Origin of the sequence: Brucella sp. H1_1004, from assembly GCF_047308065.1 — a bacterium.
Taxonomy (GTDB): Bacteria; Pseudomonadota; Alphaproteobacteria; order Rhizobiales; family Rhizobiaceae; genus Brucella; species Brucella pseudogrignonensis_B.
In genome coordinates this window covers 823271-842248 of the sequence record NZ_JAYKZA010000002.1, presented here as the reverse complement: position 1 = coordinate 842248, position 18978 = coordinate 823271, and the positions used below count along the sequence as shown (strand labels likewise).

The window sequence follows — 18978 nt, the reverse complement described above, 5'->3', positions numbered from 1 at the left end:
CATCCTGTCAGTAACGGGCACTACGCGACGATAAAGATCGCAGCCCGGAACAGAGTTTATGGTGCGCAAAGGGAACCCGCGCCTGAACAAGCAAAAATGGGAGATGCGATCTATGAGATCAGCAGAGAATTCGCCTATTGATGCAATTGATAATCCGGGACACGCGAACGGGCCTGATATCCATGGCTCGCGGCTTCAGAAAGCCGACTATGCGCATGTTTTCGATGATCTGCATCCGCCGCTGAACAAGCATGAAGCCCTCGTTGAATCTGACCGCTGCTATTACTGCTATGATGCGCCTTGCATGAATGCATGCCCGACCAGCATCGATATTCCGCGTTTCATTCGCCAGATTAACACTGGTAATGCCATCGGTGCCGCCAAGACCATTCTTTCAGAAAACATTCTGGGTGGCATGTGCGCCCGCGTCTGCCCGACCGAAACGCTCTGCGAAGAAGTGTGTGTTCGCGAAACTTCTGAGGGTAAGCCTGTCAAAATCGGTGAATTGCAGCGTTATGCCACCGATGTTTTGATGGCAACCGGCAATCATCCCTTCAAGCGCGCACCCGATACCGGCAAGCACATTGCCATTGTGGGTGCAGGTCCAGCAGGTCTTTCTGCGGCGCATCGCCTTGCGATGCATGGGCATCAGGTGACGATTTTTGAAGCGCGGCCCAAGGGCGGCGGTCTCAATGAATATGGTATTGCCGCCTATAAGACGGTCAATAATTTCGCCCAGCGCGAACTGGAATTCGTGCTGAAAATCGGCGCAATCCATATCGAATATAACCAGACACTCGGTCAGGACATCACGATTGAAGCGCTGAAAGCAGGTTTTGATGCGGTGTTCCTCGGCATGGGCATGCCCGGCGTCAATGATCTGGGACTTGTTGGCGAAGACGCTCCCAATGTGATTGATGCGGTGGATTACATCGCCAATCTGCGTCAGGCAAAAGACTTATCGCTCCTGCCCGTTGGCCGCAATGTGGTGGTGATCGGCGGCGGCATGACCGCCGTGGACGTTGCTATCCAGACCAAGAAGCTTGGCGCTGAAAACGTGACAATCGTTTATCGTCGCGGTCAGGAAAGCATGAATGCCAGCGCCTATGAACAGGAACTGGCGCAAATCCATGGCGTGGTGATCCGCCACTGGTTGCAGCCACACGCACTTGAACGGAGCGAAGACGGCACGGTCAATGCGGTTGTGTTTGAATATACCAATGCCGATAGCGGCAAGCTTTCCGGCACCGGCGAATATCTCATTCTGGAAGCCGATCAGGTCTTCAAGGCTATCGGCCAAAAGTTTGAACCGGAACCGATTGCCGGGGCTGGCATAGGTCTCTCCAAAGGACGCATCAGCGTCGATGACGAGCGTCGCACATCCGTTGAGGGCATTTGGGCGGGGGGCGACTGCGTTGCAGGTGGTCAGGATCTGACTGTTGCATCGGTGGAAGACGGCAAAGTAGCCGCCGAATCCATTCATGCGACGCTGACAAAACGTCCCGAAGCCATTGAAGGCTTTGCCGATGCGGTACTGTCGGGCGGTGCGCTGCATGCGCCAACCCCCACGACTTACCGTGACCGCAGCGTGCCATTGGGCCAGGAACAGGGCTGAGGAGAGTAGACATGGCTGATCTTTCGACGAACTTCCTCGGTATCAAGTCGCCAAACCCGTTCTGGCTGGCATCTGCCCCGCCGACTGACAAGGCTTACAATGTCGAACGGGCTTTCAAGGCTGGCTGGGGCGGCGTGGTCTGGAAAACGCTCGGTTCCGAAGGCCCGCCGGTGGTCAACGTCAATGGTCCGCGCTATGGCGCGATCCATGGTGCCGACCGGCGATTGCTGGGTCTGAACAATATTGAGCTGATCACGGATCGGCCGCTTGAGGTGAACCTTCGCGAAATGAAAGAAGTGAAAATGCGCTGGCCTGACCGCGCATTGATCGCTTCGATCATGGTGCCATGCGAAGAAGAAGCTTGGAAAGCCATTCTGCCGCTGGTGGAAGAAACAGGCGCTGACGGCATCGAGCTTAATTTTGGTTGCCCGCACGGTATGAGCGAACGCGGCATGGGTGCGGCTGTCGGTCAGGTGCCGGAATATGTCGGCATGGTTGTGAAATGGTGCAAGCAATATAGCCGTATGCCGGTGATCACCAAGCTGACGCCGAACATCACCGATATTCGCAAGCCTGCACGCGGCGCAAAGGCCAATGGCACCGATGCTGTGTCGCTGATCAACACGATCAATTCGATTGTGTCGGTTGATTTGGACAGCATGTCGCCGGTTCCGTCTATTGATGGTCGCGGCAGCCATGGCGGCTATTGCGGACCAGCCGTCAAGCCAATTGCGCTCAACATGGTGGCGGAAATTGCCCGCGATCCTGAAACCTATGGCCTGCCGATTTCAGGCATTGGCGGCATTACGACATGGCGCGATGCGGCTGAATTTATCGCACTCGGCTGCGGTACCGTTCAGGTCTGTACTGCTGCCATGACCTATGGTTTCAAGGTGGTTGAAGAAATGATCGACGGTCTTTCCGACTGGATGGACAGCAAAGGCTATCAGACGCTGGATGATTTCCGCGGCATGGCTGTGGGGCATGTCAGCGACTGGCAGTATCTCAACCTCAATTATGTCACCAAGGCACGGATTGATCAGGATTCCTGCATCAAGTGCGGTCGTTGCCATATTGCCTGTGAAGACACCTCGCATCAGGCAATCACCAGTCTTGTGAATGGTGCGCGACACTTTGAGGTGATCGACGAGGAATGCGTTGGCTGCAATCTTTGCGTCAATGTCTGCCCGGTCGAGGATTGCATCACCATGGAGCAGATCGGCGATTTCGATCCACGCACCAAGGCACCGATCCCGGCAGAATATGCCAACTGGACGACCCATCCGAACAATCCGATGGCCGTCAAGGAAGCGGCTGAATAGAGCGCATCCCGAAAAGTGGGAACCGCCTACGCGGGGAAATTAGTCCACTGGACTAATTTCTGTTCCCGCTCCGATCAGATAAGATGCGCGTAGAACAAATGTCAAAGACGCCGGGGGAAACTCCGGCGTCTTTCATTTGAGAGAAGTGATTTAGCGGCTGATGCGTTTGCCTTTTTCGGGCTCAAACACATGACTGGTTGCCGGATCAACAGCGATTGTCAGTGTATCACCCGGGCGTATTGTCAGGCGCTCGCGGAAGAGGCATGTAACCGGCTGATCGCCCAGCTTGCCCATGACCATGATTTCCGAGCCGGTTGGCTCAACGATTTCAACGGTCACCGGCACGCCGTTATCGGCAATTTTCATATGCTCCGGGCGCATGCCATAGACGGCTTTGCCCGAAAGGCCGGCATAATCGCCGTCTGGAAGCGGCATGCGGAAGCCGCCATCAGCCACGAACGAGCCTTCTTCGATCTTGCCATTGACGAAGTTCATCGATGGCGAACCGATGAAGCCCGCCACAAACATATTGGCCGGACGATCATACAATTCGAGCGGTGCGCCAATCTGCTCCACAAGACCATCACGCATGACAACAATCTTGTCGGCCATGGTCATGGCTTCGATCTGGTCGTGGGTCACGTAGATCGTGGTGGTCTTCAGACGCTGATGCAGGCCCTTGATCTCGCCGCGCATCTGCACGCGCAGCTTTGCATCGAGGTTGGACAGCGGTTCATCAAACAAAAACACCTGTGGATCGCGAACGATTGCGCGACCCATGGCTACGCGCTGACGCTGACCGCCGGAGAGCTGGCGTGGAAAGCGGTCGAGCAGCTTGTTCAGCCCGAGGATTTCGGCTGCACGATTTACGCGGCTGTCGCGTTCTTCCTTCGGCGCATTTTTCAGCATGAGCGCGAAGCCCATATTGTCGGCCACCGTCATATGCGGATAAAGCGCATAATTCTGGAACACCATGGCAATATCGCGTTCCTTGGCGCGCAGGTCATTGACGATGCGCGGACCAATGGCGATTTCGCCGTCGCTGATTTCTTCAAGCCCTGCGATCATGCGCAGAAGCGTGGATTTTCCACAGCCCGACGGGCCGACGAGTACGACAAATTCGCCGTCCTGAATATCCACGGATACGCCATGCAAAACGCCGACATTGCCATATTTCTTGATTGCATTTCGGATGGATACAGATGCCATCTTGAACCTCAACTCTTATTTGACGGCGCCTGCGGTCAGACCTGCAACGATCTGGCGCTGTGCGAATACGGTTAGCAACAGGACCGGCAACGTCACCACAAGAGCTGCGGCGGCGAGCGGACCCCAACTGACCTGTTCAAAGGACAGCATGTTGTAGACTGCGACGGGTAAAGTGCGTGTCTCGCGGCTTGCGAGCACAATGCCGAAAACGAAATTGTTCCATGAGAAGATCACCGCGAGGATCAGTGAAACCACGATGCCCGGCTTGGCGATTGGCAATGCCACTTTCATAAACACCTGCCACGACGACGCACCATCAATTGTAGCTGCTTCTTCAAGTTCCATCGGCGTTGTCTCGAAATAACCGATCATGATCCAGATCACGATAGGAACGGTGACGACGAGATGGATGATGATCTGCGGCCAGAGCGTGCCCAGAAGACCAAGCGTCTGGAACAGCAGGAACAACGGGATCAAATAGGACAGGCCCGGGGTCATACGCGCAATCATGATGACAATTGCCGATTTGTTGGCGCGCAGACGGGCAATGCCGTAGCCTGCCGGAACACCGACCAGCAGCGCCAACAAAGTGGCCGTTCCGGTGACGAGAATACTGTTCCAGAAATAGAGCAGGAAGTCGTTGGTCTCGAAAATGCCGGTATAGTTCGACCATGCAATGCGGTCAGGGATCAGGATGGGCGGATAAGCGCCGTTGTCGATTTCATATTTCAGCGAAAGCGACAGCATCCAGACGAAGAAGAAGATTGCAGGCGACACGATCACGAAAACCATGAGTGCCGTGCCAAGCTTGGAAAGAATTGACTTGCGTGCCATGGTCAGTCCTCACGAGTTCCACTTGGTCCGCTGGCGCAGGGCCAGAAGAACCATCGACATGGCGATGATGACAATGAAGAACACCACGGCAATCGCCGATCCATAGCCAATATCGTAATAGGAAAACGCCACATTATAGAGATAGATATTGATGGTTTCCGATGCCGTTCCGGGTCCGCCCTGTGTCATCGCATAGATGATATCGAAGCTTTTGAGAGCGTCGATTGAGCGGATAATCACGGCAACCATAATAAACGGCAGGATCATCGGCAGCGTGATATAGCGGAATTTCTGCCAGCCATTGGCGCCATCGATTTCCGCGCTTTCAAACGGATCGCGCGGCATGGAGGCAAGGCCACCCAGAACAATCAGCATGACCAGCGGCGTCCACTGCCAGGTTTCGACAATCACCAACGACGGAATAACCGTGCTCTGGTTGAAAATCCATTCCTGCGGCGGAATGCCAATCAGCGACAGAAGATAGTTCAGCACGCCAAGCTGCGGATGATACATCATCGTCCAGACCAGAGCGACCGCCACCGGCGTTGCCATCATCGGCATCACAAAAATACCGCGCAACAGGCCGCGCATCGGTAGTTTGCTGTCAAAGACCAGCGCTGCAATCGTGCCCAATATCATCGGGGCCACGACCGAAAGAACCGTATAGACAACCGTGTGCCACATGGATTCCCAGAAGCGTATATCGGCTGCAAGACGCAGATAGTTGTCAAAGCCAACAAAGCTTTGCTCACCACCAAGCTGCCATTGGTTTCCACTCATCCAGAGCGTAAATACCCATGGGAAAACGATCACCGCCCCGACGGTGATCAAGGCAGGAAGAACGAACGGCCAATAACTTGGCCTCAAACGGTTTGTGACTGGCTTGCTAACGGAAGCGGCCTTGGTGGCCGCTTCTGCTTTTGCACCGATCGGGGCGGCAGATGTCATTTCCCTTCGCTCCGTGCGAGGACCGGACGGAATTCTTCCGTCGCGCGTTTCATTTCAGTTTCTGCATCCGCACCATTCAACAGATTGGTGAGGCCAACACCGATGATGTCGCGGAATTCCGTGACCGGCACAATGACGGGCAGGCAGAGCTGGCTGATCGGGGCAGATTGCGAAAGCGCGTTCACCCAGCCTTCCGGCATGGTGACGCCCTTACGGACTTCTGCATCGTCGATAATCGACTTGCGGAATGGAACGCCCGATCCCGATTGCAGAAGACGCGCGCCCATTTCCTTGGAAATGGCCCACTGGCAGTAAAGATATGCGGCTTCCTTATTCTTGGAAGCTTCGGTCACGCCGATGCCGTCGCCGGTGGTCGGGGCTGCCTGTGCATTGGGACCAGCTGGCATGACGCCATAGCCAACCTTGCCGACAACGCGCGACTTGTTCGGGTCTTCAAGCGGTGGCGCAAAGCCGATACCGTCGAGCCACATGCCAACACGACCTTGCAGGAAGTTCGACTGGCATTCAGCCCAGTTGAAGCCCGCAACGCCGGGAGGTGCTGATTTGGTCATCAGACGCTGATAGAGCTTGGCGGCCTCGATGCCTTCCGGTGAATCGGTCTGAACATTGCCATCGGCATCGACAGACTGCTTGCCATAGCCAAGCATGAGGCTGGTGAACACCGGCGCATTGGCATTCTTCATGCCACGTGCAACGAAACCATAGGTTCGGGTCGACGGATCCGTCAGTGCTTCGGCAGTTGTGACCAGTTCTTCAAAGGTCTTCGGGAATTCAAGGCCCTTCTCCGCAAAGAGGTCCTTATTGTAATAGATGATCCAGTAATCAACCGAGAATGGCAGCGCACCGAAGCGGCCATTGGCATCCTTGGCGAATGTCAGACCGGCGCTTGCGAAATCATCTTCTGTCAGCGACGCATCAGTCAGCGTCGGGTCTTTCAGAAACGGAGTGAGGTCGGCAAGCCAGCCGCCCTTCTCAAACTGACGCTTCTGAACGTGATAGCTGATGTGGATGACGTCGAAGCTTGGACGGCCCGAGGTCAGCTCGATCACAGCCTTCTGGCGCTGCTGCTGTTCCGGCATCTGTTCGGAGTTGACCTTGATGCCGGTGAGGTCTTCAAATTCCTTCTGATGCTTCTGAAGGAGTTCGCCACGCGGGCTCTTGATAAGGTTTACTTCAAGTGTCGTGCCGGCATATTTCTTCCAGTCAACATTGGACTGGGCAAATGACGGCGTGAAGCCTGTAATGCCAGTTGCAGCAATTGCTGCGGTTCCGGCCAAAAACTGGCGACGTGTTGGACGTAAAAGATTCACTGCTTACTCCTCCCCTTTTGCGTTTTAGCTTGGCGACTCCTCTCGCCAAGCTTGTATACTTATATGTGCAAAGCCAGCTTCCGCGCATTGTTGATATGAACGGCGATGGCATCCATGGCTGTCTGCGGGTCGCGTGTCTCGATGGCGCTTAACACCGTGAGATGTTCCTGCATGACAGGGATCACACGTCCGGTGATGCGAAAACGCTCCTGATTGATCAGCCGCATCTTGATCGTGTTGGTCTGATAAGCCCGCCAGATGATGTCGTTGTCGAGTGAGCCGACAATCGTATCATGCAGGCTCCAGTCAATATTCTGGGCCTGTTGCTCCAGCTCCGGCGTTTCACCCTCGCGCATTGCGCGATTGAGCGTGTCTTCATGCTCGGCACGCAGCGAGCGAAGCAATTCGTCCGAGGCCGACTGGCAGAAAATCGCAACCGACTCCTTTTCTATGAAAAGGCGGAACTGAAAGGCTTCGCGGATCAGATTGAGATCAATATGCGCGATCTGCAGCCCGCGCTGCGGGACCGTCTTGATCAGACCTTCCGTTTCCAGACGCGGAATCAATTCGCGGATCGCGCCCAGCGGCAGCCCCGTCATCGTGACAAGCTGCCGCTGCGAAACGAACTGGCCCGGATGAAAATCACGCGCCAGCAAATGCTCGGTGAAGCTCTGATAAGCTTTATCGCGCAATTTTACCGGTTCGCTGTGATCGTCCGCCAAAGCCACTTCCTTCTCCGTTATCGACGCTTATGCCGTCATCAGGCCGCTTTTGCCATATGCAAACGGTCAAATACACTGCCAATTGCTTCGAAATCCGCATCATTGAGCGAAACCAGAGGCGCACGGACGCGGCGCCATTCCTTGTCGCCCGTATGACGCGCAACCATGGCCTTGACGGCAGGGGTGACCGGATAGTTGAGCAATTGGCGCACGGCGCCAACCAGCTCGTCGTCATCCAGCCCCTCGTTAATCATACGCAGAAGACGGTCCGGGAACAGATTGGCCATACCAGAAATCGCTCCCTGTCCGCCAAGACGCACACCGGCTGCAAGATCACGCTCATCGCCAATCAGGATCGCAATGTCCTTGTGGGCGGCCAGCAGCTTTTCCGTATAGGCCCAGGTGCCGGAAGAGTCCTTCACGCCGATGATGATGTCACCAAAAGCCGCACGAAGACGCGTGATGAGATCGACCGACAGTTCAACAACCGTCACCGACGGGATGTTGTAAAGGATGATACCACGAGCCTCTTTACCCAAGCCCTTGAGGACTGCCGAAAACCAGTTGAACAGACCCTCATCGGAGAGGTTCTTGAAATAGGACGGTGGCGCGAGAAGGATAGCCTTGCAACCGCGGCGCAATGCATCGGCTGACTGCGCGACGGCATCGGCAATCGCGTTTTCCATGACACCAACAACAATGTTGGAAGCGGCAAAACCTTGCGCAATAAAAGCATCAAGAAGCGCCGCACGTTCGGCATCACCAATGGAAGAACCTTCACCAGTTGTGCCGAATAAAGTCACGCTTGAACAGCCGCTGTCGAGGCGGGCGCGAGCGTGCGCTATCGCGCGACTGACGTCGATATTGCCGTCGGCATCAAATGGTGTCGTAAGCGCTGCAGAGAGACCGAAACGCTCCTGCCCGGAATGAATATGTGCCAAAACTGGCTCCTCCCAAGATTGAACTGTAAGTTGGCACATACTAACATGTTAGTAAATAGTCAATTCGGGTTCAGCACGTAAATATCATTTTTTTGAAGGGATATTTAAAGTTATTGAGCCGGAACGACGCCGGTTTCAAGGAAGGAAAAGACCTCCGTCTGGCTTGGCGAACCAGCGCGTCCGCCAAAGCGTGCACATTTGATGGCCGCAGCAGCATTGGCAAAGCGGATGATGTCCGTCATCTCCCTGCCTTCAACCAGACCATGCGCAAAAGCACCATGGAAGACATCGCCGGCTGCCAGCGTATCGACGGCATCGACCTTGAAACCCGGCACGTGGGAAACGGACCTGCCAGCACCTTCCGTCCAATAGCAGCCATCTGCGCCAGCCGTGACAGACGTGAACACATCGTAGCGATTGCTTAAAATGCGGACACATTCCGGCAAATCCGGCGTTCCCGCGACACTGATTGCGGCAGGCTCAGAGGCAACAATATGTGTTGCCAGCGGCAACAAGGTTTCCAGCAATTCGACAGGTGCTGTATCGGCATCCAATATCGCCGGGATACCCGCCTCTCGTGCCGCACGAAGCGCCGTTTCAGCCGCCCACGGCCAGCGCACATCGGTCATAACAGCGGCATAGCTTCCGGCTGCAATTGGCGGTACGGTTTCAGCCGGACTTGCAAGTCTGCGATCATAAAATGGCACGATCATGCGTTCGCCATTTGCATCGACAAGGATCGAAGAGAAAGCCGTTCGCGCATCGTCAAGCCGCCGGATATAGCCGCAATCAATGCCTTCGGCTTCAAGCTCTGCGACAGCGCGATCACCGACAGGGTCGGCTCCCGCAGACGCCCACAGTGCCACCTCGCCGCCAAGCCGCGCAATGGCGCTCGCAGCACTTGAAGCCATACCGGCTGCGATCTCAACGGCCTCGCGCGGCAGATATTTACCTGCCGCTTGAGGGAGCACATCAAGGCGGAAAATGGTGTCCATGGTCAGGGCACCGACGCAGAGAATCTTGGAAGTCATGATTACGAAATCAGGCCTTCAGAGATTAAGGTCTGCCAGAATTCATCCGGGATCGACTGCTCGAACCAGACGACATTTTGTCTGATTTGTTCTGGCGAACGCACGCCGATCAGAATGGAGCTGACAGCCTCATGCCGCAACGGAAACTGCATGGCAGCAGCGGCCAGCGGCACATTGAACCCGTCGCAAATATCGTGCAGGCGATTGGTTCGTGCAATGATTTCAGCAGGCGCATCGGCATAGTCGAACTTCTGTTCGCCGCCGCGCGGGGCTGCGAGAATGCCCGAATTGAACACACCAGCAATCACCAGCGCCATGCCACGCTTTTGCGCCAGCGGCAGGAATTCTTTTTCGGAAACCTGATCAAGCAGCGAATAGCGGCCAGCCAGAAGCGAGCAATCAAGATCCGCCTCTTCCAGCGCATCGCGAATGATCTGCCATTCGTTAACGCCAAGACCAAAGCCCTTGATATTGCCTGCATCGCGCAACTCGGTCAGTGCGCGGAAGCCGCCGCCTTTGGTCAGCGCATTCCAGTGAAGCTCATGCCGGTCGGCATGGGTCACGCGGCCGATGTCATGGACATAGAGCAGATCGATTTCCGGAAAGCCAAGACGCTGCTGGCTGTCATCGAAGCTGCGCATCACGCCGTCATAGCTGTAATCAAAGACCTCCCGGAAATTGAGGCCATTGTGCCATCCCGAATCAAGTGGATTCTTTGGCGGCGCTGGCGGCAATGTACGACCAGCGCGCTCATTGGTCATCAAGCGTCCGACCTTAGTGGAAACAACCGCACGTTCGCTCTTTTCGCGCAGCATATCGCCCAGCAGATGCTCGCAACGGCCATAGCCATACATCGGTGCGCTGTCGAAATAGCGGATGCCGCTCTCCCAACCGGCTTCCAGCAACGCGTCTGCGTCAGCACGGGAAACAGGCGCATAGAGACCGCCCAAAGGCGCCGTTCCCAGACCAAGAGCTGTTACGCTGAGACCAGTATGTCCAAGTAAACGCTTCTCGGATGCTTTAAGTTGCATGGATATCTCCTCCAGAATCTATGCTTTGACGCCTTAGAGCGCGGAGAGACTGATAAAAGGAAGATAATCAATGCGCAAACGAAAAACTTATTCATCTGCGAATATGGATTTAAGCCATTTCGGAGAACCGGGCCTGAATGTTTTGCGAGAGCAGCGCAACCGGACGGGATTGATCACCCGCCTTAACCCAGATCAGCTCTTCAATTTCACTGGAAGCCGCAGGCTTTTGCCCATCCCTCAAAGTGAGATGGAAAAGCTCGGCTTCAACGATAGAATCCACCTCATTGGCTGCAGGTGCAGACATGCGTGCGGCATAAGTTAACTGACTTTCGTCAATGACAATGCCAAGCTCTTCTTCAATCTCGCGGATCAGGGCTGTTTCGGGCGCTTCGCCAGCATCGATTTTGCCACCGGGCTGGAAGAAAATCTCGCTACCGCGCTTGCGCACGAGGAGGAAACGGCCCGCTTCATCGCGGACAATAGCTGCTGCAATAAGAATCGTTTTCATAGGGGCGAAACATCGTCGCGAACACGGATACCGTCAAGCAGAAGAGCGCTGATTGATTTGACTGTTTCGCTATAAAAATCGGGTGCATCCGCACGTTTGCCGAGAAGTGCCGATACCTGCACCGCAAAATCGGCATAATGCTGGGTCACCGCCCAAATCGTGAAAATTAGGTGATAAGGATCAATGGGCGCCAGACGCTTCTGATCAATCCAGCGCTGTATAACTGCCGCTTTTTCATCGACCAGTTCCCGCAAATGCCCATTCAGGAATTCAGACATGGCGGGTGCACCATGAAGAATTTCATTGGCAAACAACCGGGATGCTTCAGGCTTGCTAACAGAAACTTCCAACTTGATTGCGATATAGCGCCGTAGCTCTTCAAGGGGATCGCCATCAGGGTCGATATTCTCGAATGGCTCCATCCACGTCACCATCGTATCCTGAAGAACGGTTACATAAATATTCTGCTTACGCGGAAAATAATACAGCAGATTGGGCTTCGACATGCCCGCCTTTTCCGCTATCTGGTCAATCGTTGCCCCACGGAAGCCATAAGCGGAAAAAACCTCAAGCGCTGCATCCAGAATCAGCCTGCGATTGATGCTCTGTATTCGCGTTGAACCCTCTGTCTTTTCAAGAGGCTCGCTTTCCGTAACAGGTTCCGCATCTGTGACCATTTAGCACCTTTTCGTGAGGCAAAATTTTTTAAAACCGCTTGACCGGTGCCGAACGCTCTTCTAGCCTGCATTTTGACCAACTAGTCAAGTTTTTGCAATCATCGCGTCAAGATTGAGGGCAAGAAGATTGAGGCCAAAGAGCCGGGTCGCGGGAACAACATAACATGTGAGGCGCTGGCAGCAATGCCACTGTTATTGCATGCTTGAAATCTGGAGGCAGAGCAATATGGCGCTCAGCAGCAATCTCAAGGTTAATGGCGACAGGCTGTGGGACAGCCTGATGGATATGGCCAAGATTGGCCCCGGACTGCGCGGTGGCAATAACCGACAGACGCTGACCGATGAAGATGCCGAAGGTCGCCAGCTTTTTCAGAAATGGTGCGAACAGGCCGGGTTGTCGATGACCGTCGACACGATGGGCAATATGTTTTTTCTTCGCCCCGGCGAAGACGCCGATGCTGATCCGGTCTATATGGGCAGTCATCTCGACACGCAGCCGACAGGCGGCAAATATGACGGGGTGCTTGGTGTGCTGGGCGGACTTGAAGTCATGCGCACATTGAACGACACAAATATCAAGACAAAACGCCCGATTGTGGTGGTCAACTGGACCAATGAAGAAGGCACGCGTTTTGCGCCTGCAATGCTTGCTTCCGGCGTTTTTGCGGGAGAGCTTGAGCAAGACTGGGCCTATGCGCGTACCGACGCCAAAGGCAAGAAATTCATCGATGAGCTGGAGCGTATTGGCTGGAAGGGCGACGAGCCGGTCGGCAAGCGCAAAATCCATTCGATGTTTGAGTTGCACATCGAACAAGGCCCGATCCTGGAGATTGAAAACAAGGATATTGGCGTTGTCACCCATGGGCAGGGCCTGTGGTGGTTGCAGGTCACATTGACCGGCAAGGAGGCGCATACCGGCTCCACGCCGATGAAGATGCGCAAAAATGCAAGCCTTGGCTTGGGCAAGCTTCTGCAACTCGTCAATGAAATTGCGATGGACTATCAGCCGGATGCGGTCGGTGGCGTGGGCCATATTGAAGTTTCGCCGAACTCTCGCAATGTTCTGCCGGGCCAAATCGTCTTTACCGTCGATTTCCGTTCGCCAGATCAGAAAACACTCGATGCCATGAAAGCGCGCTTTGAAACGGAAGCGCCAAAGATCGCGGAAGACCTTGGCATCGGGATTGAGATTGAAGTGGCCGGTCATTTTGACCCTGTCACTTTCGATGACGGCTGCGTCACAGCCATTCGCAATGCAGCCGAGCGGCTTGGTTACAGCCATCGCAACATTGTTTCCGGTGCCGGTCACGACGCCTGCTGGATCAATCGGGTAGCACCAACGGCGATGGTCATGTGTCCATGCGTGGATGGTCTCAGCCACAACGAAGACGAAGAAATCTCAAAGGAGTGGGCATCGGCTGGCGCTGATGTGCTGCTTCATGCCGTATTGGAGAGTGCTGAAATTGTGAGTTAATTTCCAGCCCATCCAATGCTGCTGAATGTTCGAAACAAAACCAAAAAGGGGAACGCGAACATGGTTAGTTCTGGGGCAAGTAAGGTCATCAAAGGCGGCACCGTGATTACGGCTGACCGCACCTTCAAAGCCGACGTTCTTATCGAAGGCGAGAAGATTGTTGCCGTGGGCGATAATCTGACCGGCAATGAAACGATTGATGCAACTGGCTGTTACATCATGCCCGGTGGCATTGATCCGCATACGCATTTGCAGATGCCTTTCATGGGCACCTATTCGTCTGACGATTTCGATACCGGCACCGCCGCAGCACTCGCGGGTGGCACAACCATGGTGGTTGATTTCGTGCTGCCGGGACCGGAAGGCAATCTGCTCGATGCATTGCAGGAATGGTTCCAGAAGGCAGGCAAGGCCCGCACTGATTATTCGTTCCACATGGCAATTACTGGCTGGAGTGAACGTGCTTTTAATGAAATGCCAGAAGTGGTGAAGCGCGGCATCAATACATTCAAGCACTTCATGGCCTATAAGGGCGCGTTGATGGTCAATGATGACGAGATGTTCGCATCATTCCAGCGCTGTGCGGAGCTGGGTGCCATCCCGCTGGTTCACGCGGAAAACGGCGATATTGTTGCGCAATTGCAGGCAAAACTTCTCGCCGCGGGCAATGACGGACCGGAGGCGCACGCCTATTCACGCCCGCCGGAAGTCGAAGGCGAAGCGACCAACCGCGCCATCATGATTGCCGATCAGGCCGGTGTGCCGCTTTATGTGGTGCACACATCCTGCGAGCAGGCGCATGAAGCTATCCGTCGCGCACGCCAGAAAGGGATGCGGGTTTATGGCGAGCCGCTGATCCAGCATTTGACGCTTGATGAAAGCGAATATCACAATCGCGATTGGGACTATGCTGCACGCCGCGTGATGTCGCCGCCATTCCGCGACAAGATCAACCAGGACAGCCTGTGGGCCGGACTGGCCGCCGGAAGCCTGCAATGCGTTGCAACCGATCACTGCGCCTTCACCTCGGAGCAGAAGCGTCATGGCATTGGCAATTTCACCAAGATCCCGAACGGCACCGGCGGGCTTGAAGAACGGTTGCCCGTGCTCTGGACGCGCGGCGTTCGCACCGGACGTCTGACGCCAAACGAGTTCGTGGCCGTGACTTCGACCAATATTGCGAAAATTCTCAATATCTATCCGCAGAAGGGAGCGATCCTGCCGGGTGCCGATGCCGATATCATCATATGGGACCCGGAGGCGACCAAAAAGGTTTCTGCCAAGACGCAGCATTCTTCCATTGATTACAATGTGTTTGAAGGTTTTGAGCTGAAAGGCCTGCCGGTCAAGACATTCTCGCGCGGACGTCTTGCCTTTGACAATGGCCATGTGACGGCACAGCCGGGCGACGGACGCTTTGTCGAACGTGAACCGAATGGCGCTGCCAACAAGGCGCTGTCGCAGTGGAAAGAAATCGTAGCACCCCGCAAGGTGGAACGCAGCGCCGAACATATGCCGATAGGGGTCTGAACCATGGCTCTGGCTCAATTTCGGGAAATGCGCATGAATTCAGAAAACAGCGTTGCCCCGGAAAGGGGCCTGAAGACTGCAGAAACAGTCATCGACATTAAGGACCTGTCATTGGTTTTTGAAACCAATGACGGCCCGGTTCACGCCCTGTCCGACATCAATCTCGCGATTCAACGTGGCGAGTTTGTTTCTTTTATTGGGCCGTCTGGTTGCGGCAAAACCACCTTGATGCGTGTCGTGGCTGATCTTGAACAGCCCACGTCCGGCTCTGTAACCGTCAACGGCAAGACACCGGAACAGGCGCGGCTGGACCGCTCTTACGGCTATGTGTTTCAGGCAGCGGCATTGTTTCCGTGGCGCACGATTGAAGACAATATCAGCCTGCCACTTGAAATTATGGGCCATTCAAAAGCCGAGCGAAAAGCCCGGATTGAGAAAAATCTGGCGCTGGTGAACCTTTCGGGCTTTGGCAAGAAATTTCCATGGCAGCTTTCCGGCGGGATGCAGCAGCGGGCATCGATTGCGCGTGCATTGTCTTTTGACCCCGACATGCTGCTGATGGACGAACCCTTCGGCGCACTGGATGAGATCGTGCGCGACCATCTCAACGAACAGCTTCTGAAGCTTTGGGCGGCAACGCAGAAGACTGTGATTTTCGTAACGCACTCCATTCCCGAAGCGGTGTTTTTGTCGACCAAGATCGTGGTGATGAGTCCGCGTCCGGGCCGCATTCATGAAATCATCGACTGCGATCTCGGACCAGATCGCACGCTGGATATCCGTGAGACGGAAGCATTTCTCAAAATCGCCCATCGTGTGCGCGAAGGGCTTCGGCTGGGGCACGCGCATGACGAATGACCCGAAATTACCTGTTGAAGGAAGCCTGTCATGATGGCTTTTTTTCGCGACAAGTTTTTGCCGGTTGCCACCGTTCTGGTGGTTATGATTCCGCTCTGGTATGCTTTTGCGGTCTACCTCAATGCACCGTTTGAGCGTGATCAGGCGCAACGTGCCGGAACCGAAATCGGGTTTTCAACGCTTGTGGCCAACACCATGCAGCAGGATCGCCCTGTGCTGCCTGCGCCGCATCAGGTGGCAAATGAGCTTTGGAAAACAGTCTTTGTCGTCAAGCCCAGTTCCAAACGCAGCCTCGTCTATCATGGCTGGGTGACGCTTTCATCAACCTTGCTTGGCTTTGTCCTTGGCTCGACGCTTGGTGTGTTGCTGGCGGTTGGGATCGTGCATTCGACAACGCTTGATAAAAGCCTGATGCCGTGGATCATCACCTCGCAGACCATTCCCATTCTGGCAATCGCGCCGATGATTATCGTGGTGCTGAATGCGATTGGTATTTCGGGGCTCTTTCCGAAAGCGGTCATTTCAACCTATCTGTCGTTTTTCCCGGTTGCCGTGGGCATGGTCAAAGGCCTGCGCTCGCCTGATGTGATGCATCTCGACCTGATGCGCACCTATAATGCCTCGAAAAATCAGGTGTTCTGGAAATTGCGCTGGCCCGCTTCGATGCCGTTTCTGTTCACCTCGATGCAAATTGCCGTTGCGATCAGCCTTGTCGGTGCCATCGTTGGCGAATTGCCGACGGGTGCAGTTGCAGGTCTTGGTGCGCGCTTGCTGGCCGGGTCCTATTACGGGCAGACGGTGCAAATCTGGGCCGCACTGGTGCTTGCAGCCTTCATGGCATCCATCCTCGTTGGGCTGGTTGGCATTGCGGCCACAATGGCCAAGCGACGCATGGGCATAAAGCCGGAAAAGGCGGCATCATGATCATCAATATTGCTATCATTTTCGCTCTGATTGCTGTGTCGTGGTTTGTCGTACAGGGGTTGGCGAGTGTAAAAATCCGCAATGCGCAAGGCCAAAAGCTGATCGATATTGCGGTGCCTGCCCTGTTTGGGATTGCCATGCTCGTGTTGTGGGAAGTGGCCGTGCGGATTTTTGAGGTTCCGTCAGTGCTTTTACCCGCGCCATCAGTCATTGGTGCGCGAATAAGCTCTTCCGTGCCGATCCTTTGGGCCGACTTCCAGCAGACTTTCTTGAAAGCCGTCATCATCGGTTATGTAGCCGGCTGCGGCCTGGGCTTCATCACGGCAATCATTGCGGACCGGATTCCGTTCCTGCGCAAAGGCTTGTTGCCGTTGGGCAATCTGGCCGCTGCCCTTCCTATTGTCGGTGTGGCACCCATTATGGTCATGTGGTTTGGCTTTGACTGGCAGTCGAAGGCAGCCGTTGTGATCATCATGACCTTCTTTCCGATGCTGGTGAATACAGTTGCGGGGCTGGCTGCAAGCGGCGCAATGGAACGTGATCTCATGCAGAGCTATGGCTCGAATTACTGGCAAACACTGATCAAGCTGCGCCTGCCTGCGGCCATGCCTTTCATCTTCAATGCGCTTAAGATCAATTCCACACTGGCGCTGATCGGGGCGATTGTTGCCGAGTTCTTCGGCACGCCGATTGTTGGCATGGGCTTCCGCATATCGGCTGAAATCGGGCGTATGAATGTGGATATGGTCTGGGCCGAAATCTTTGTAGCCGCTCTCGCGGGGTCGCTCTCTTATGGGCTGATCGCGCTGATCGAGCGCAAAATGACATTCTGGCACCCTTCATACAGGAGGGCATCAGCCTGACGATTTGGCATCTGCAAGAATAATGCAGACCAAAGCGCATTCCGAAAATTGCAAAGCCAATTTCGGGTAAAATGCGCGGAATAAAAAGAACCAGAGGAGAACTGAAATGAAGAAGGCACTATCATTATGCCTTGGAACAGCCGGATTGGCGCTCGCACTCATGAGCAGCTCGGCAATGGCAGCTGACAAGCTGACCTTGCAGCTTAAATGGGTGACGCAGGGACAGTTTGCTGGCTATTATGTCGCCAAGGATAAGGGCTTTTACGAAGAAGAAGATCTCGATGTGGAGATCAAGCCAGGCGGACCGGACGTGGCTCCACCCCAAGTGATTGCCGGTGGTGGCGCTGACGTGGTGGTGGACTGGATGCCGTCCGCCCTCGCCACGCGCGAAAAAGGCGTGCCGCTCGTCAATATCGCGCAGCCATTCAAGAAATCCGGCATGATGCTGACTTGCCGCAAGGAGACCGGCATTACCAAGCCGGAAGACTTTAAAGGTCGCACATTGGGTGTCTGGTTCGGCGGAAATGAATACCCATTTCTGTCATGGATGAGCCATCTCAATATTCCCACCACAGGGGGCGCCGACGGCGTGACTGTATTGAAGCAGGGTTTTAACGTTGACCCGTTGATCCAGAAGCAGGCCGATTGTATTTCGACCATGACCTATAATGAATATTGGCAGGTGATCGACGCCGGTATTCCTGCTGATCAACTGGTTGTCTTCCCTTATGAAGAACAGGGCGTCGCCACGCTTGAAGACGGGCTTTATGTGCTGGATAAGAGCCTTGAAGATCCGGCTATGGTTGACAAGCTGGCTCGCTTTGTCCGCGCCTCGATGAAGGGCTGGCAATATGCATCAGAACATCCTGATGAAGCCGCCGAGATCATCCTCGAAAATGATTCTTCCGGCGCACAGACTCAGGAAGTTCAGGAGCGCATGGTCAAGGAAATTGCCAAGCTGATCGACGGATCGGACGGAACGCTGGATGTGGCCGCCGCCGACCGCACCGTCGAAACTTTGCTTGGTGGCGGTTCTGATCCCGTTATCACCAAGAAACCGGAAGGCGCATGGACCGCAAAGGTCACCGACGCGATGAAAAAGTAAAAACAAACGCAGAAAAAGGGCCCGGGATTTCTTCCGGGCCCCCTTTCTTCTGGGC

18 protein-coding genes are annotated in these 18978 nt (G+C 54.8%); 8 read left to right on the top strand and 10 right to left on the bottom strand.

From position 1 onward, the window contains the following. Window positions 1-103: 103 nt before the first annotated feature. Together U2P60_RS11250 and preA are read left to right on the top strand one after the other, a co-directional pair. Window positions 104-1615, top strand: a complete 1512-nt coding sequence (locus U2P60_RS11250; RefSeq protein WP_413572680.1) for an NAD(P)-dependent oxidoreductase — start codon at window positions 104-106, stop codon at window positions 1613-1615. An 11-nt stretch (window positions 1616-1626) separates the two neighbouring features. Next, the gene (gene preA, locus U2P60_RS11245; RefSeq protein WP_313827903.1) at window positions 1627-2937 is read left to right on the top strand and encodes an NAD-dependent dihydropyrimidine dehydrogenase subunit PreA; all 1311 of its coding nucleotides are present in this window, start codon (window positions 1627-1629) and stop codon (window positions 2935-2937) included. 150 nt (window positions 2938-3087) lie between these two features. On the opposite strand, the gene U2P60_RS11240 is transcribed toward preA, so the two are convergent. The 10 genes from U2P60_RS11240 to rutR form a co-directional block, all read right to left on the bottom strand. Continuing rightward, a complete protein-coding gene (locus U2P60_RS11240; protein ID WP_413572679.1) occupies window positions 3088-4146 on the bottom strand; it encodes an ABC transporter ATP-binding protein in 1059 nt (352 codons plus the stop codon). A 15-nt stretch (window positions 4147-4161) separates the two neighbouring features. Beyond that, on the bottom strand, window positions 4162-4980 hold the full coding sequence (locus U2P60_RS11235) for a carbohydrate ABC transporter permease (protein WP_313827901.1): 819 nt from the start codon (window positions 4978-4980) through the stop codon (window positions 4162-4164). Window positions 4981-4989: 9 nt separating this feature from the next. Then, complete coding sequence (locus U2P60_RS11230) at window positions 4990-5928, bottom strand: carbohydrate ABC transporter permease (protein ID WP_413572678.1); 939 nt, start codon at window positions 5926-5928, stop codon at window positions 4990-4992. Then, entirely contained in the window at window positions 5925-7259 is a 1335-nt protein-coding gene (locus U2P60_RS11225; RefSeq protein WP_313827899.1) for a sugar ABC transporter substrate-binding protein, read from the bottom strand. Before U2P60_RS11225 ends, U2P60_RS11230 begins: the two co-directional genes overlap by 4 nt. A 59-nt stretch (window positions 7260-7318) precedes the next feature. After that, entirely contained in the window at window positions 7319-7981 is a 663-nt protein-coding gene (locus U2P60_RS11220; protein ID WP_413573764.1) for a GntR family transcriptional regulator, read from the bottom strand. 38 nt (window positions 7982-8019) lie between these two features. Beyond that, window positions 8020-8922, bottom strand: coding sequence for a dihydrodipicolinate synthase family protein (locus U2P60_RS11215; RefSeq protein ID WP_413572676.1), 903 nt, complete (start codon window positions 8920-8922; stop codon window positions 8020-8022). Between the two features lie 110 nt (window positions 8923-9032). Beyond that, window positions 9033-9953 carry a PfkB family carbohydrate kinase gene (locus U2P60_RS11210; protein WP_413572675.1) on the bottom strand — a complete coding sequence of 307 codons (921 nt, stop codon included), beginning with the start codon at window positions 9951-9953 and terminating at the stop codon, window positions 9033-9035. 2 nt (window positions 9954-9955) lie between these two features. Further along, on the bottom strand, window positions 9956-10984 hold the full coding sequence (locus U2P60_RS11205) for an aldo/keto reductase (RefSeq protein ID WP_413572673.1): 1029 nt from the start codon (window positions 10982-10984) through the stop codon (window positions 9956-9958). Between the two features lie 109 nt (window positions 10985-11093). Next, window positions 11094-11492, bottom strand: coding sequence for an NUDIX hydrolase (locus U2P60_RS11200; RefSeq protein WP_413572672.1), 399 nt, complete (start codon window positions 11490-11492; stop codon window positions 11094-11096). Beyond that, on the bottom strand, window positions 11489-12169 hold the full coding sequence (rutR, locus tag U2P60_RS11195; protein ID WP_313827893.1) for an HTH-type transcriptional regulator RutR: 681 nt from the start codon (window positions 12167-12169) through the stop codon (window positions 11489-11491). The genes U2P60_RS11200 and rutR overlap by 4 nt, the downstream gene beginning before the upstream one ends. Window positions 12170-12395: 226 nt before the next feature. Here rutR and U2P60_RS11190 point away from each other — a divergent pair, with 226 nt between their 5' ends. The 6 genes from U2P60_RS11190 (at window position 12396) to U2P60_RS11165 (ending at window position 18923) form a co-directional block, all read left to right on the top strand. Continuing rightward, on the top strand, window positions 12396-13643 hold the full coding sequence (locus U2P60_RS11190) for a Zn-dependent hydrolase (RefSeq protein WP_313827892.1): 1248 nt from the start codon (window positions 12396-12398) through the stop codon (window positions 13641-13643). A gap of 60 nt (window positions 13644-13703) precedes the next feature. After that, entirely contained in the window at window positions 13704-15173 is a 1470-nt protein-coding gene (hydA, locus tag U2P60_RS11185) for a dihydropyrimidinase (protein WP_413572671.1), read from the top strand. Between the two features lie 33 nt (window positions 15174-15206). Continuing rightward, complete coding sequence (locus U2P60_RS11180; RefSeq protein ID WP_413572670.1) at window positions 15207-16031, top strand: ABC transporter ATP-binding protein; 825 nt, start codon at window positions 15207-15209, stop codon at window positions 16029-16031. Between the two features lie 30 nt (window positions 16032-16061). Then, the gene (locus tag U2P60_RS11175) at window positions 16062-16955 is read left to right on the top strand and encodes an ABC transporter permease (protein ID WP_413572669.1); all 894 of its coding nucleotides are present in this window, start codon (window positions 16062-16064) and stop codon (window positions 16953-16955) included. Then, window positions 16952-17818, top strand: coding sequence for an ABC transporter permease (locus U2P60_RS11170; RefSeq protein ID WP_413572668.1), 867 nt, complete (start codon window positions 16952-16954; stop codon window positions 17816-17818). The genes U2P60_RS11175 and U2P60_RS11170 overlap by 4 nt, the downstream gene beginning before the upstream one ends. Window positions 17819-17924: 106 nt before the next feature. Beyond that, a complete protein-coding gene (locus tag U2P60_RS11165; RefSeq protein ID WP_413572667.1) occupies window positions 17925-18923 on the top strand; it encodes an ABC transporter substrate-binding protein in 999 nt (332 codons plus the stop codon). Window positions 18924-18978 lie beyond the last annotated feature (55 nt).